12 protein-coding genes and 1 riboswitch are annotated in these 14,904 nt (G+C 64.8%); of the genes, 10 read left to right on the top strand and 2 right to left on the bottom strand.

The features are described 5' to 3' along the window. Window positions 1-6 precede the first annotated feature (6 nt). Entirely contained in the window at window positions 7-1,059 is a 1,053-nt protein-coding gene (cobT, locus tag NLM27_RS18710) for a nicotinate-nucleotide--dimethylbenzimidazole phosphoribosyltransferase (RefSeq protein WP_254144709.1), read from the top strand. Window positions 1,060-1,065: 6 nt separating this feature from the next. Here cobT and NLM27_RS18705 read toward each other — a convergent pair whose 3' ends face one another. Next, the gene (locus NLM27_RS18705; RefSeq protein WP_254144708.1) at window positions 1,066-1,638 is read right to left on the bottom strand and encodes a histidine phosphatase family protein; all 573 of its coding nucleotides are present in this window, start codon (window positions 1,636-1,638) and stop codon (window positions 1,066-1,068) included. A 72-nt stretch (window positions 1,639-1,710) separates the two neighbouring features. Beyond that, a riboswitch (cobalamin riboswitch) is annotated at window positions 1,711-1,913 on the top strand. A 114-nt stretch (window positions 1,914-2,027) separates the two neighbouring features. On the opposite strand from NLM27_RS18705, the gene NLM27_RS18700 reads away from it, so the two are divergent. From NLM27_RS18700 to NLM27_RS18660, 9 genes are all read left to right on the top strand, one after another. After that, window positions 2,028-4,376, top strand: coding sequence for a TonB-dependent receptor domain-containing protein (locus tag NLM27_RS18700; RefSeq protein ID WP_254144707.1), 2,349 nt, complete (start codon window positions 2,028-2,030; stop codon window positions 4,374-4,376). Window positions 4,377-4,388: 12 nt separating this feature from the next. Then, window positions 4,389-5,822, top strand: coding sequence for a PepSY domain-containing protein (locus NLM27_RS18695; protein WP_254144706.1), 1,434 nt, complete (start codon window positions 4,389-4,391; stop codon window positions 5,820-5,822). Between the two features lie 168 nt (window positions 5,823-5,990). Then, window positions 5,991-7,424 carry an NAD-dependent succinate-semialdehyde dehydrogenase gene (locus NLM27_RS18690; protein WP_254144705.1) on the top strand — a complete coding sequence of 478 codons (1,434 nt, stop codon included), beginning with the start codon at window positions 5,991-5,993 and terminating at the stop codon, window positions 7,422-7,424. A gap of 244 nt (window positions 7,425-7,668) precedes the next feature. Further along, window positions 7,669-8,601: an N-carbamoyl-D-amino-acid hydrolase gene (locus tag NLM27_RS18685; RefSeq protein ID WP_254144704.1), complete on the top strand. Its 933-nt coding sequence runs from the start codon at window positions 7,669-7,671 to the stop codon at window positions 8,599-8,601. Window positions 8,602-8,812: 211 nt separating this feature from the next. Beyond that, on the top strand, window positions 8,813-10,417 hold the full coding sequence (locus tag NLM27_RS18680; protein WP_254144703.1) for an ABC transporter substrate-binding protein: 1,605 nt from the start codon (window positions 8,813-8,815) through the stop codon (window positions 10,415-10,417). 17 nt (window positions 10,418-10,434) lie between these two features. Next, window positions 10,435-11,376: an ABC transporter permease gene (locus tag NLM27_RS18675; RefSeq protein ID WP_254144702.1), complete on the top strand. Its 942-nt coding sequence runs from the start codon at window positions 10,435-10,437 to the stop codon at window positions 11,374-11,376. Further along, entirely contained in the window at window positions 11,373-12,296 is a 924-nt protein-coding gene (locus NLM27_RS18670) for an ABC transporter permease (protein WP_254144701.1), read from the top strand. Before NLM27_RS18675 ends, NLM27_RS18670 begins: the two co-directional genes overlap by 4 nt. Window positions 12,297-12,315: 19 nt before the next feature. Further along, on the top strand, window positions 12,316-13,305 hold the full coding sequence (locus NLM27_RS18665) for an ABC transporter ATP-binding protein (protein ID WP_254144700.1): 990 nt from the start codon (window positions 12,316-12,318) through the stop codon (window positions 13,303-13,305). Continuing rightward, entirely contained in the window at window positions 13,302-14,294 is a 993-nt protein-coding gene (locus NLM27_RS18660; RefSeq protein ID WP_254144699.1) for an ABC transporter ATP-binding protein, read from the top strand. The genes NLM27_RS18665 and NLM27_RS18660 overlap by 4 nt, the downstream gene beginning before the upstream one ends. Window positions 14,295-14,542: 248 nt before the next feature. On the opposite strand, the gene NLM27_RS18655 is transcribed toward NLM27_RS18660, so the two are convergent. After that, window positions 14,543-14,830: a YciI family protein gene (locus tag NLM27_RS18655; protein WP_254144698.1), complete on the bottom strand. Its 288-nt coding sequence runs from the start codon at window positions 14,828-14,830 to the stop codon at window positions 14,543-14,545. Window positions 14,831-14,904 lie beyond the last annotated feature (74 nt).

Here is a 14,904-nt window from a genome sequence, read left to right as displayed (position 1 = left end):
GGCAGCATGCTCCCCGAATGGGTCACCCAGAAATGCCCTGAGATCTCCGCGCATCATCGCGAGGCAGCGATCGGGCGGCAGGCGCAATTGACCAAGCCGACCGGCGCTCTCGGCCGGCTCGAGCAGCTCGCCATCGAGCTTGCGGGCCTGCAGGCGACGGAGCAGCCCCGCGCCGCGCGCGTGCCGATCATCGTGTTCGCCGGTGATCACGGCATCGTCGCGCAGGGCGTGTCGGCCTATCCGCAAGCCGTGACCATCGCGATGATGGCGAATTTTGCCTCGGGCGGTGCTGCGATCTCGGTGCTGGCGCGTGAGCTTAGCTCGAACCTCGAAGTCGTCGATGCCGGTACGCTGGCCGAGGCGGAGATGGCGGGCGTCGTTACCGACAAGCCGCGTCGTGGCACGCGCGATTTCAGCGTCGAAGCCGCGCTCACACCTGCCGAGTTGGCATTCGCCTTCGAAACCGGTCGGCGCGCCGTCGCGCGCGCGGAGGCCCATCAGCCCGATCTCCTGATCTTCGGAGAGATGGGCATCGGCAACACCACGACGGCGGCGGCGATTGCAGCAAGCCTGCTCGGCATCAACGCCGAGGAGATCGCGGGCAGCGGTACCGGCATCGACGCGGCCGGCCGCGTGCATAAGGCGCGCGTGATTGATGCTGCAATCGCGCGGCATGGCGTTGCGGGAGCGACGCCGGAGCAGATCCTGTGTGCCATCGGCGGTTTGGAGATCGCGGCGATCTCAGGCGCCATCATTGCGGCCGCACAGCGCCGCATCCCCGTATTGATCGATGGCTTCATCGTGTCGGTCGCAGCGCTCGTAGCCGTACGTCTCAATCCCTCGTGCCGGCCGTTCCTGTTGCCGTCGCATCAATCGGCAGAGCAGGGGCATCGGCTGGTGCTGCGTGCGCTGAACGTGCAGCCGTTGATCAGCCTCGATCTCAGGCTCGGCGAGGGATCGGGCGCCGCGATCGCATTGCCGCTGGTGCGCCTCGCCTGCAGCCTCCACAACGGCATGGCAACCTTCGCGCAGGCCAATGTGCCGGACCGGCCGGCCTGATACGCATCAAGCCGCGCGCTGATTGACCGACACGACGCGCCAGCCGCTCGCGAGCCGGTCGATCCGGGTCAGCGACAGCGGATCGATCACGAAGCGCAAGGCCCCTTGCGGTGTCAGATCCAGCGCGATGCAGAGTGCAGCGCGGATCGTGCCGGAATGCACGACGAGCGTTGCTGGTCCGGCTCCGATCCGTGACAGACCCAGCCGGACGCGCGCGACCTGATCTTCAAAGCTCTCGCCGCCCGGTGGCCGCCCGTGCGCCGGATCGCTCCAGAATTGCGCATGGGTCTCGTCGCCAGCCGCGGCGATCTCGTCATGCCGACGGCCGGTCCAGTCGCCAAAATCCTGTTCGCTGAACTCGGGCACCAGCTCTGGCGCGAGCCCCAGCGCCTGCGCGGTCTCGACCGTGCGCCGCGACGGGCTGGCATAGCTCGCCGCGCCTCCTGGCAGGCGCTGCCGCAGTGCCTGGAATTGCGTGGGATCGCCGAGATCGGCCGGCGCGTCGGCCGCATGGATCGTTCCCGCGATGCCGTCGACCGGCGCATGCCGTATCAGCCAGAGGAAGGTCTCGCCTTCCATGCTCGTCTCCAAGGAAGTTGGTTGCTGTGGCAATACCGCCGCAGCTTGCACATTGACTCTGTCTTGATCGTAATCCTAGATGGCTGCGACGGTTTCCCCGAAAGGGGATGAAAAGGGAATGCGGTGCGGGGACGTTGTCCCCAATGCCGCGGCTGCCCCCGCAACTGTAAGCGGTGAATCCTTCGTCAGAAGCCACTGGGTCCTCGGTCCCGGGAAGGCGACGAAGCGGTCACGACCCGCGAGCCAGGAGACCTGCCGTCAGCCGTGGTCACACGCGAAGATGTCGGTCGGGGAGTACAGACATTCGGCTTCATCGGACGGCTGAAGGGCCAAAGGTGAGACCTCGTTCGCGGTGACGTGCCACTGACGTCATACCGATGCCCAAAACCGTGTCTTCCATCCGTCGTGTACCACCGCGCAGATTCCTCCTCGCCTCCGCGGCCCTTACGTCGCTCGCCGCCGTCGATGTTCCTGCCGCGCTGGCGCAGCAGACCCGCGAACCCCTGCCACCCGTCGAGGTGTCGCCGGCTCAATCCCGCAAGCAGGCGAGGCCAGTGGGCCGGGAGGCGCAGAGCGCACGCCGTGCGGCTGCACGCCGGCCGACACCGGCACCCGCAGCGCCCAAGCCTGTCGTTCCGACCGACGCAGCGCAAACACCGCTCAACACCAATGCGATCGCCGAAAGCGCCTCGCGCCTCGGCCTGACCGTGCAGGAGACGCCCGCGACCGTCGAGGTGATCTCGGCCCAGACCATGCGCGAGCAGGGCTATCGCACCGTGTCCGAGGTGGCGCAGGGTGCGGTCGGTGTGACCTCCGGCGATAATCCGGCCGAGCCCGCGGCCTTCTCCATGCGCGGCTTCACCAACAGCCAGATCAACACGCTCTATAACGGCATCAAGATCGGCCCGCAGAACATGACTTCGCGGATCATTGACACCGCCAATCTTGAAGCCGTTGAATTTTTGAAAGGCCCGGCCTCGCTGATGTCGGGCGAGGGCGCGGCCGGCGGCGCCATCAACTTGATCACCAAGCAGCCGCATACCGGAGCGATCCGGAACGAAGCTGATTTCTCCTGGGATTCCCTGAACTCGTTCCGCGCGCATTACGGCTCGGGCGGCAGCACCAATGTGCGGGGCCTCGACTATCGCTTCGACATCAGCCGCGCCTCGCTCAACGGCTTTGCCGACGACACCAACACCAAGACTTTCGACGTCTCCGGCCAGCTCAACTACCGCGTCTCCGACAGTCTCAAGATCTGGGGCGCGATCGAGTACCGGGAAGACCGCTCGAAGGCGTATTGGGGTGCGCCGCTGGTGGCGGTCGCCTTCAGCGGCTCGCACGCGACGACGGGGATCGTCTCCGGCAATTATTTCAACAGGACCGATCTTGGGGCTGTCACGATCGACGACCGCACCTTCAACACCAACTACAACGTCCTCGACAATCGTAACGTGGCGCAGGAGGTCTGGCTGCGCGGCGGCTTCGAGCTGAAGCTGGCGCCCGACCTGACGCTGAAGAGCCAGGCCTATGGCTACGGCGCAGACCGCACCTGGTTCAACAACGAGATCGAGGCGTTCGATTCCACGAACAACCAGGTATATCGCGAGCGCTTCTACGTCGCGCATAGCCAGCGGCTGGTCGGCAACATCACCGACTTGGTCTGGGATGCGAATATCGCCGGATTCGACAACCGCATGGTCACGACGCTGTCGTCGAGCTACCTTGATTTCGTCAGGCCGGGCTCGGCGACCTTCCCGAACGATTTTGTCTCTTTGGTCGATCCCAGCCGTGGCTTCTACGGCTCGCTCACGACCAAGCAGCAGACCGCGCGCATCGACAACGAGGCGCTCTCGTTCGAGGACCGGCTGAAGCTGACCCGCACATTTGCACTGGTCGGTGGCCTCCGCGTCGAGCATATCGGGCTCGACCGCAATTCGACCGATGTCAACGGGCTGGTGAAGGCCGGCTTCCCGTACTCGATAGACTGGGCACCGGTGACGGGTCGTATCGGCTACACGTGGGATGCCGTGCCCGGCCTGACCTTCTTCAGCCAGTACGCGACTGGCGCTGACGTCTCGGCCAACAACATCTTCCTGCTCGCACCGACCCAGCCGCTCGACCTGACCACCTCGCGTACCTATGAGACCGGCGTCAAGCACCTGTTCTGGGACAACCGGGCGGAGTGGTCGTTCTCGGCCTACGACATCGTGCGCAAGAACGTCTATGCCGCCGCCGGCGGCATGCAGCTTAACATCGCCGGACGACAGGAGTCGAAGGGCGTCGAGCTCGCCGCGTCCGTCAGGCCGATCGAGCCGTTGCGGCTGTGGGGCAACATCGCCTATGTCGATGCGCGCTACGCCGACTACAATTTTGTCGGCGGCTCGTTCTCCGGCAACACGCCGCCGAACGTGCCGCGCATCGTCGCCAATGCCGGCGCGTCGTACCGGTTCTTCACGCCCTGGCCGGTGGAGCTCGGCATCACCGGCCGCCATGTCGGCGACCGCTACAACACGGATGCGAACGTGGTGACGATGAAGGCCTATACCGTCGCCGACGTCTACGCCTTCGTCGATATCCCCAGAACGGTGTTCAATGCGGTCGATCAGGCCCGCCTGACCTTCCGCGTGCGCAACATCACCGACAAGCGCTACGCGATCTGGGGCGATCCATTCTATCCCGATCAGATCCTGCTGGGCGCGCCGCGCACCTACGAAATCTCGGCGGCGTTCAAATGGTGAGGCCTTGAGCGCATGATGGGCGCGATCGTCCTGCTGCACCGCTGGCTCGGGATCGCGTTCTGCCTGCTGTTCGCGATGTGGTTCGCGAGTGGAATCGTCATGCACTTCGTTCCGTTTCCGTCGCTGACGGAGGCGGAGCGATTTGCCGGACTCGTGCCCGTGGATCGCGAAGAGACGAGGATCTCGGTTGCCGATGCCGTCGCCGCGAGCGGGATTGCGGATGCCACGCGCGTTCGGCTGATCGAGCGGAGCGATGGACCGGTCTACATCGTATCGGGACCATCTCGTTCGCGCGCGGTCCACGCCTCCGACGGACGGGACGCGTCGGTGATGTCTGCCGATGCCGCACTCACCATCGTGCAAGGGTATGCCCGGCAGCGCGGGCTCGACGCCGCACGGGCCGCGATCGTCGGGCGCTCGGATTATGACCAATGGACCGTGCCGAACGGTTTCGATCGCCATCGACCGTTGTTTCGCGCGGCTCTCGGCGATGCCAACGGAACGGAGCTCTATGTCTCGTCGCTGACCGGCGAGATCGTGCTTGATACGACGCGCAGCGAGCGTGGGTGGAATTGGGCCGGCAGTGTGCTGCACTGGATCTATCCGACGGTTCTGCGAAGCAACTGGGCGCTATGGGATCAGGTGGTCTGGACGCTGTCGCTGCTGGCGCTGATCGCAGCAATGCTTGGGGCGGTGCTCGGGATCGTGCGGATCCAGCCGCGAGGAGGTCGCATCTCCTCGCCATACCGGGGCTGGCATGCGCTACATCATCTGATGGGCCTTGCGGCGATGTTCTTCGTGCTGACCTGGATCTTCAGCGGCTGGCTCTCGATGGATCACGGCCGGTTGTTCTCGCGCGGGCAATTGACCCCGACAGAGGCCGGCGTGATGAATGCCGCGCCGGATTGGAGGGAGGCCGCATTGCTCGATCGGCAGCCAATATCTGCCTCGGCTCGCGAGGCCGAATGGTTCGCCTTCAACGGCAATGTCTATCGGCGCGATCGGATCGGCCTGCACGATCAGACAATGATCAGGGCGGGAGGTACGCCTCGCGACGGAGGGACGGCATTCCTGGATGTGCGGGAGATCGGCGAGTTGATGGCGCGCCTTGCCGCCGGCTGTGCCGCATCGTCGGTGCTCGCCGACAATGACGACTATCCGGCGCGATCCGCGGTCCCGGGCGCACCAGTCTACCGCTCGACCTGCGGCGACCTCTGGTTCGATGTCGACGGCGCCGATGGCAGCGTGCTGCAAAGACTGGACCCGTCGCGGCGCGCGTACCGCTGGCTTTACGGTGCGCTGCACACGCTTGACTTTCCGATTCTGCTGGCCCGTCCGCGGCTGCGTGATGTCGTGATCGTCGGCCTCTGTACGCTCGGGCTGGTGTTTTCCGTTACCGGCATCGTCATCGGTTGGCGGCGGTTGCGATCCTCGCTGGCAGCATAGGTTGAGCGGAAACTACGGCGCGATGCGGTGCGGGGCAGCAGATCAGCGATGCGCTGCTCCGGCATCATTGATCCTTTTCGCCGGCGACCTTTCAGTGTAGCTCTGCCTTCGCTCGAAACGGCGGCATCAACCCGTCGAAATCCGAAAGTCATGCAGGAGGCAGCAAGGATGTACCCGAAAGTTCAGATGTTCATCGCCGGCGAGTGGACCGACGGCACGTCCGGCAAGTCGGAGGACATCCTCAATCCCGCCACCGGCCAGCCGATCGGCAAGACCCCGCATGCCTCGCGCGCCGATCTCGACCGCGCGCTGGAGGCCGCCAAGGCCGGCTTCGAGGTCTGGCGCAAGATGTCGCCCTTCGACCGCTACAAGCTGATGCGCAAGGCTGCCGACATCATCCGCTCGCGCGCCGCCGAGATCGCGCCCGTGATGACCATGGAGCAGGGCAAGCCGGTGGTGGAAGCGCAAGGCGAGACCATGCTGGCCGGCGACCTCATCGACTGGTTCTCCGAGGAGGCCCGCCGCGCCTATGGCCGCATCGTGCCGCCGCGGATGGGCAACGTCTCGCAGCTCGTGACCAAGGAGCCGGTCGGCCCGGTCGCGGCCTTCACGCCCTGGAATTTCCCGATCAACCAGGCCGTGCGCAAGATCTCCGCCGCGCTCGCGGCGGGCTGCTCGATCATCGTCAAGGGGCCGGAAGAAACGCCGGCAAGCTGCATGGAGCTGGTGCGGGCCTATGCCGATGCGGGCATTCCCCCCGGCGTCGTCCAGCTGGTGTTCGGCGTGCCGTCGGAAGTGTCGGAATATCTCATTCCGCATCCGATCATCCGTAAAATCAGCTTCACCGGCTCGACCGCCGTCGGCAAGCATCTCGCCGCGCTCGCCGGCCTGCACATGAAGCGCGTCACCATGGAGCTCGGCGGCCACGCGCCGGCGATCGTGTTCGCGGACGCCGATCTCGACAACGCCGCAAAGATCCTGTCCGCCAATAAATTCCGCAATGCCGGCCAGGTCTGCGTCTCGCCGACGCGCTTCCTGGTGCATGAAAGCGTCTACCAGCCCTTCGTCGATAAATTCGTGGCGGCGGCCAAGAGCCTCAAGGTCGGCAATGGCCTCGACAAGGACACCCGCATGGGGCCGCTGGCGAACCCGCGCCGTGTCGACGCCATGGAGGGCTTCGTCTCCGACGCGGTCCAGCACGGTGCCAAGGTGCAGGCCGGCGGCAAGCGCATCGGCAATGAAGGCTTCTTCTTCGAGCCGACCGTGCTGACCGACGTGCCGCGAGATGCCCGCATCATGAACGAGGAGCCGTTCGGACCTCTTGCCCCGATCACGTCCTTCCGCAGCTATGACGAGGTGGTGGCGGAAGCGAACCGTCTGCCTTATGGGCTTGCGGCCTATGCCTACACAACCTCGACCAAGACGATGCAGGCGATCGGCGCCGACGTCGAGAGCGGGATGGTCTCGATCAACCATCACGGCCTCGCTTTGCCCGAAGTCCCGTTCGGCGGCATCAAGGATTCCGGCTACGGCTCCGAAGGCGGCCTCGAGGCGATCGAGGGCTATCTCAATACGAAGTTCGTGACACAGGCGAGCGCGTAAAACCCGCGACGTCCGTCACAAGGCGCGTCAGGGCAGGCCGTGACGCGCCTTTCTCTTTTTTGCGATCACGGCGACCTCCCGGAACCACGCCGGCACGAGGTTCGAAGCGAAGGATGCCGGATTGGGCAAACGGCATGAAAGCTGCTTGGGTGGAAAAACGGCGCGGGGCTGCGTTATGCTGCGCGCGCCGGTAGGCCCCTGAGCCTGCGATCCCCAGCCTCGTCAAGACATCCGGAAATCGCCGATGCGTATCGTCAACGTTGCCGCCGCCCAGATGGGCCCGATCCAGAAAGCTGATAGCCGCGGGGCCGTGGTCAAGCGCATGATTGCGCTGATGGACGAGGCCAGCGCCAGAGGCGCCGACCTGATCGTCTATCCGGAGCTCGCGCTGACCACGTTCTTCCCGCGCTGGTACGTCGAGGACCGGGCCGAGTTCGACAGCTGGTTCGAGCGCGAAATGCCGAATGATGCGACGAGGCCGCTGTTCGAGCGTGCGGCGCAGCATCAGATCGCGATGAATTTCGGCTATGCCGAGCTGACGCCCGACGGCCATCACTTCAACACGGCAATCCTGACCGACAAGTCCGGCAAGATCGTCGGCAAATATCGCAAGGTCCATTTGCCGGGCCATACGTACTACGACGCCAATCGCTCGCACCAGCACCTGGAGAAGCGCTATTTCGAGCCGGGCGATCTCGGTTTCAACGTCTGGCGCGAGCTGGGCGGCGTCATCGGCATGGCCATCTGCAACGACCGCCGCTGGCCCGAGACCTATCGCGTCATGGGCTTGCAGGGCGTCGAGATGGTGCTGATCGGCTACAACACGCCATCGGAGAACGCGGAGCGACGTGAGGAGGGCACCGAGAAGCGCATGTTTCACAATCGCCTCTCCGTGCAGGCCGGCGCGTACCAGAATGCGACCTGGGTGGTCGCGGTGGCCAAGGCCGGCGTCGAGGACGGTCACGCCTTGTTTGGCGGCAGTCTGATCGTCGATCCCAACGGTGAGATCGTCGCCGAAGCCGAGACCGAAGGAGACGAGCTCCTCGTCCACAGCTGCGATCTCGATGCCACGAGCTTCGGCAAGACCACGATCTTCAACTTTGCACAGCACCGCCGCATCGAGCATTACGGCCTGATCACCAGCCGGACCGGCGCGGTGCCGCCACCGGAGAAGTGACGCCCCGGTTTGCCCGCAAATGGCGATCACGTAGCTTATGCCTATCGCGGTGTGCGTCCGTGCTGCCCTGCAATGACTGGGCCAAAAAAGTCGATGAGATCCTGCTGGCGAAGGCGCGATTAGTGGCATACCATTTGCTTGCAAATGGGCTCGGTTTCACTTGCCCTTGCCAATGAACAGCTGGCATCACGGCATTACTGGGAGGGACTTCATGGATCGCAGGACCGTATTGAAGGGACTGGCTGGCGCGAGCGGTCTGGCATTGACAGGCGGCCTTTCGGCCCCGGCGATCGCGCAAGGAGCAGCGGCGCGCACCCTGCGCTTCGTGCCCCAGGCCAATCTGGCCAATTTCGACCCGATCTGGGGCACGCAATATGTCGTCCGCAACGCGGCGGCGCTCGTCTGGGACACGCTTTACGGAATCGACGCGCAGCTTCAGCCGCAGCGCCAGATGATCGAGTCCGAGGAGACCACTGACGACGGCAAGACCTGGACATTCAAGCTGCGCCCGGGCCTCAAATTCCACGATGGTGAGCCGGTGCTGAGCAAGGACGTCGTCGCCAGCCTGTCGCGCTGGGCGGCGCGCGATCCGATGGGCCTGATGATCCTCGCGATCCAGCAGGAATTGACCGCGGTCGACGACCGCACGTTCAAATGGGTTTTGAAGCAGCCCTTCCCGAAAATGCTCTACGCGCTCGCCAAGAACAACGCGCCGTGCTCCTTCATGATGCCCGAGCGTATCGCCAAGACCGATCCCTTCAAGCAGATCACCGAATATATCGGCTCGGGCCCGATGAAATTCGCCAAGAGCGAGTGGGTCCCGGGCGCCAAGTCCGTGTTCGAGAAATTCGCCGACTACGTCCCGCGGCAAGAGAAGGCATCCTGGCTCGCTGGCGGCAAGCAAATCATGGTCGATCGCGTGGAATGGATCGTGATGCCGGACCCCGCGACCGCGGCGGCCGCATTGCAGAACGGTGAGGTCGACTGGTGGGAGAACCCGATCGCCGATCTCGTGCCCGTGCTGAAGAAGAACAAGAACATCAGCGTCGACATCGGCGATCCCCTCGGCAATATCGGCTCGTTCCGCATGAACCACCTGTTCGCGCCGTTCAACGACGTGCGGGCGCGGCGCGCGGTGTTGATGGCGCTCAGCCAGGAAGACTATATGCGCGCGATCGTCGGCGACGACGATGCGCTGTGGAAGTCGCTGCCGGGCTTCTTCACGCCTGATACCCCGCTCTACAGCGAGCTGGGCGGCGAGATCCTCAAGGGCAAGCGTAACTTCGATGCGGCCAAGAAGCTACTGGCCGAGAGCGGATATTCCGGCCAGCCGGTGACCTGTTTGGTGGCGCAGGATCAGCCGATCACGAAGGCACAAGGAGATGTCACCGCGGACCTCCTGAAGAAGCTCGGCATGAATGTCGACTTCGTTGCCACTGATTGGGGCACGGTCGGCTCCCGCCGCGCCGCAAAGACGCCGCCGGGACAGGGCGGCTGGAACATGTTCCATAGCTGGCATGCCGGCGCCGATTGCATCACGCCCGCTGCCTACACCGCCATCCGCGCCAACGGTGACAAGGCCTGGTTCGGCTGGCCCAACAGCCCGAACACCGAGAAGGAGATCGCGGCCTGGTTCGAGGCCAAGAATCTCGAGGAGGAGAAGGCCGCGATTGCGCAGGTCAACAAGGCGGCGCTCGAGGACGTCGTCTACGCGCCGACCGGCTTCTTCCTGACCTACACGGCCTGGCGCAAGAACGTCTCCGGTATCGCCAAGGGGCCGCTGCCGTTCTTCTGGGGGGTGTCGAAGTCCGCATGATCGCGCGCTGAAGCCAGATGCTTTCCTACATCCTCCGTCGCATCGTCGCGACCTTGCCGGTAATGGCGATCGTTGCGCTGTTCGTGTTCAGCCTGCTCTACATCGCGCCGGGCGATCCGGCCGTGGTGATCGCGGGCGACCAGGCGAGCCCGGAGGATGTAGAGCGCATCCGCCAGAGTCTCGGTCTGGACCGCCCGTTCCTGGTTCAGTTCGGCAGCTGGGTCTGGCGCATCCTGCACGGCGATCTCGGCACCTCGATCTTCACCAATCTGCCGGTGTCGGCGATGATCGGCCAGCGCCTCGGACCGACACTGTCGCTGATGATCGTCACCCTGCTGCTGACGATCGTGGTCGCGGTGCCGCTCGGCGTCGTGGCGGCGTGGAAGGCCGGCAGCCTGATCGACCGCGTCATCATGGGCTTTGCCGTGTTCGGCTTCTCGTTGCCGGTCTTCGTGGTCGGCTACATGCTCGCCTACATCTTCGCGCTCGAGCTCGAATGGCTTCCGGTGCAGGGCTACACGCCGCTCGCGCAAGGATTCTGGCCATGGCTGGAGAACCTGATCCTGCCGGCGATCGCGCTTGGCTGCGTCTACATCGCGCTGGTCGCGCGCATCACCCGCGCTGCCATGCTCGAAGTGTTGCAGCAGGACTATATCCGCACCGCGCGGGCGAAGGGCTTGGGGCAGGGCGGCATCCTGTTCATTCACGCGCTGAAGAACGCGGCAGTTCCGATCGTGACCGTGATCGGGATCGGTATTGCGCTGCTGATCGGCGGTGCGGTGGTCACGGAGAGCGTATTCGCGATCCCCGGCCTCGGCCGGCTCACGATCGATGCGATCCTGCGCCGCGACTATCCTGTGATCCAGGGCATCGTGCTGCTGTTCAGCTTCGTCTACGTCCTCGTCAATCTGATGATCGACGTGATCTACACGCTCGTTGACCCGAGGATCCGCTATTGACCGACACGACCGTCAATCCGCAATCGCTGCCTCCGGGACTCGTCCTCGCGCCGCAACTTCCTGAAATCCTCCGGCCTGTCACGATCAGGCGTGGATTCATCGGGCTCTTGCGCGGTCATCCCACCGTTGCGATCGGCGGCGCGCTGTTGCTCGCATTGGTCCTGATCGCGATCTTCGCGCCTTATCTCGGAACGGTCGACCCGACGGCGCTTGCGCCCGCCAAACGCACCCGGGCGCCGTCGGCCGATTTCTGGTTCGGCACCGACGTGCTTGGCCGCGACATCTATTCACGCGTGCTCTTCGGCGCGCGGGTCTCGCTCACGGTCGGCTTATCCGTTGCGATATTCGCATCTGCAGCGGGTCTCGCCATCGGCATGGTCTCGGGCTTCATCCGCTGGGCCGACGGCATCTTGATGCGCTTCATGGACGGGCTGATGTCGATCCCGCCGATCCTGCTCGCGATCGCGCTGATGGCGTTGACCCGCGGCAGCGTCGGCAACGTCATCCTCGCCATCACCATTGCAGAAATTCCGCGCGTCTCGCGCCTCGTGCGCAGCGTCGTATTGTCGTTGCGCGAGCAGCCCTATGTGGACGCGGCGGTCGCCTGCGGCACGCGCACGCCGATGATCATTTTGCGCCACATCCTGCCCAACACGGTGGCGCCGATGCTGGTGCAGGCGACCTATATCTGCGCCAGCGCCATGATCACGGAGGCGATCCTGTCCTTCATCGGCGCCGGGACGCCGCCGACCATTCCGTCCTGGGGCAACATCATGGCCGAGGGCCGCGCGCTGTGGCAGGTCAAGCCCTACATCGTGTTCTTCCCGGCGGCCTTTCTGTCCGTCACCGTTCTCGCCGTGAACCTGCTTGGCGACGGCCTTCGCGATGCGCTCGATCCGCGCATGGCCAAGCGTCTTTAGTGTCCCGGGGCTGATGGCGATGGCGTTGCTCGAAGTCGAGAACCTGCAGACCCACTTCCGCACCCCCAGCGGCATCAATCGGGCGGTCGACGGCGTGTCCTTCCACGTCAACGAGGGGGAGACGCTGGCCATCGTCGGCGAATCCGGTTGCGGCAAGTCGGTGACCTCGATGTCGCTGATGCGGCTGATCCCGGAGCCGCCGGGCAGGATCGCAGGCGGCATCCGCTTTGCGGGCAAGGACCTGCTGCAACTCTCCGACCGCGAGATGCGTGCCATCCGCGGCAATGACATCTCGATGATCTTCCAGGAGCCGATGACCAGCCTGAACCCGGTCCTCACCGTCGGCCGCCAGATCCGCGAGACCTTGATGATTCATCAGGGCCTGGACAAGCACGCCGCCGAGGCGCACGCGATCGAGATGCTGACGCTGGTCGGCATTCCCGAGCCGAAGCGGCGCGTGCGCGAATATCCGCATCAGCTCTCCGGCGGCATGCGCCAGCGCGTCATGATCGCCATCGCGCTCGCCTGCAATCCGAAGCTTCTCATTGCGGATGAGCCGACCACCGCGCTCGATGTGACGATCCAGGCGCAAATCCTGAAGCTGATGCTGGATCTGAAGCGCCGGGTCGGCGCGGCGATCATCCTCATCACCCACGATCTCGGCGTCGTCGCCGAAATCGCCGAACGCGTCATGGTCATGTATGCCGGCCGCAAGGTCGAGGAGGCGCCGGTCGGCGAATTGTTCCGGTCGCCGCGCCATCCCTATACGCAGGGCTTGCTCGGCGCGGTGCCGAAGCTTGGTTCCTCGCTTGCCGGGACGGCGACGCGGCTCGCCGAGATTCCGGGGCAGGTGCCCGATCTTCGCAAGCCCATCAGCGGCTGCGTCTTCGCCGGCCGCTGCGCGCTTGCGACCGATCTCTGCCGGCAATATGCGCCGGGGCTCGAAGAGAAGGGCCCCCGTCACATCGCCGCCTGCCACTATGCAGCCAAGGGAGCCGTCGCGGCATGAGTCCTCCGCTGCTCCAGGTCAACGACCTCAAGAAGCACTTTCCGATCAAGTCCGGCCTGTTCGGCCGCAAGTCCGAATTCGTCTATGCGGTGGACGGCGTGTCGTTCGAGATCGCCCGCGGCGAGACACTGTCGCTGGTCGGCGAGTCCGGTTGCGGCAAGTCGACGGTCGGCCGCGCCATCTTGCGGCTGTTCGACATCACCGCGGGACAGGTGATCCTCGACGGCCAGCGTATCGACGACGCCGCGCCGAGCACGCTGCGCCAGATGCGCCGCCGCGTGCAGGTGGTGTTCCAGGATCCGTTCTCGAGCCTCAACCCGCGTATGCGCGTGCGCGACATCCTGGCCGAGCCGATCCGGAATTTCGGCCTCGCCAAATCGGCGGACGATCTCGAGGTGCGCGTTACCGCGTTGATGGATACCGTTCGCCTGCCGCGCGAGGCCCTGAACCGCCGGCCGCACGAGTTCTCCGGCGGCCAGCGCCAGCGGATTGGCATTGCGCGGGCCCTTGCGGCCGAGCCCGAGCTCATCGTGTGCGACGAGGCGGTCTCGGCGCTCGACGTCTCCGTCAAGGCGCAGATCGTCAATCTGCTGCAGGATCTCCAGAGCGAGTTCGGCCTCGCGCTCTTGTTCATCAGCCACGATCTCGCGATCGTCGAGCACATGACTCACCGCGTCGCGGTGATGTATCTCGGCAAGATCGTCGAGGTGGCTCCGCGCCGCGAGATCTTTGCGGCACCGAGACATCCCTACACCAGGGCGCTGCTCTCGGCGGTGCCGCTGCCCGAGCCCGGCGCGCAGCGCAATCCCATCATCCTCAAGGGCGACGTGCCAAGCCCGATCAATCCGCCGCGCGGATGCCGCTTCCACACGCGCTGCCCGCTCGTCTTCGATCGCTGCCGGATCGAGGAGCCGGTGCTTCGTGCGACAGGGCCCGAGCAGTGGGTGGCCTGTCATCTCGAAGACGACACGCCAGCGACGGCCGCATAGTAGTTGCGCCAGCCGCTATTGGCGACAGGTCTGAGGGCGCAGCAACGACGATCGGGGAATGATGGCATCATGCCCCTGTTTTGCCCGACGTGTCAAAGCGCAACTGCCCATCTGGCTTGGCGTCGGGTTCGTATGCGAGAATCGTCCCGAACGCGCCTGGCGCGAAGTTCGCGATGGAAATTCGTAAGCAGAAACAACTCCGTTCTACTGTGCATGGGGTTGTTTTCGTATTTTTGATGTGGCCGGCCTCAACCCTGCCGCCGCAGGAAGGCCGTGATCGTGACCTTTTCCCAGATGCCGGCGGCGGCAAAAGGATCAGCGCGGTTGAAGGCTTCGACCTCATTGCGGCCGGGCGCCTCGATCAGGAACAGGCTGCCGATCATGGTCGCGCCGTCGTCGGAGACGAGCGGCCCCGACATCACGATCTTGACGCCGTATGGCGAGGTGTCGCTCAGGAAGATCTTGTGGGCGTCGTAATTGGCAAGCCGGGTCGGCAGCGCGCCGGCGCGGTCGACGGCATGAATGGCGAACAGCATGGTGTCTCCGTTTCTTGGCCAAGTTCTTGGGACGGCCGCAGGCGCGGCCGTCCGGGTTTGTGGTGATCGGCTGG

The sequence above is a fragment of the Bradyrhizobium sp. CCGB12 genome (assembly GCF_024199845.1).
Taxonomy (GTDB): Bacteria; Pseudomonadota; Alphaproteobacteria; order Rhizobiales; family Xanthobacteraceae; genus Bradyrhizobium.
This window is presented reverse-complemented; position numbering and strand designations above follow the sequence as displayed.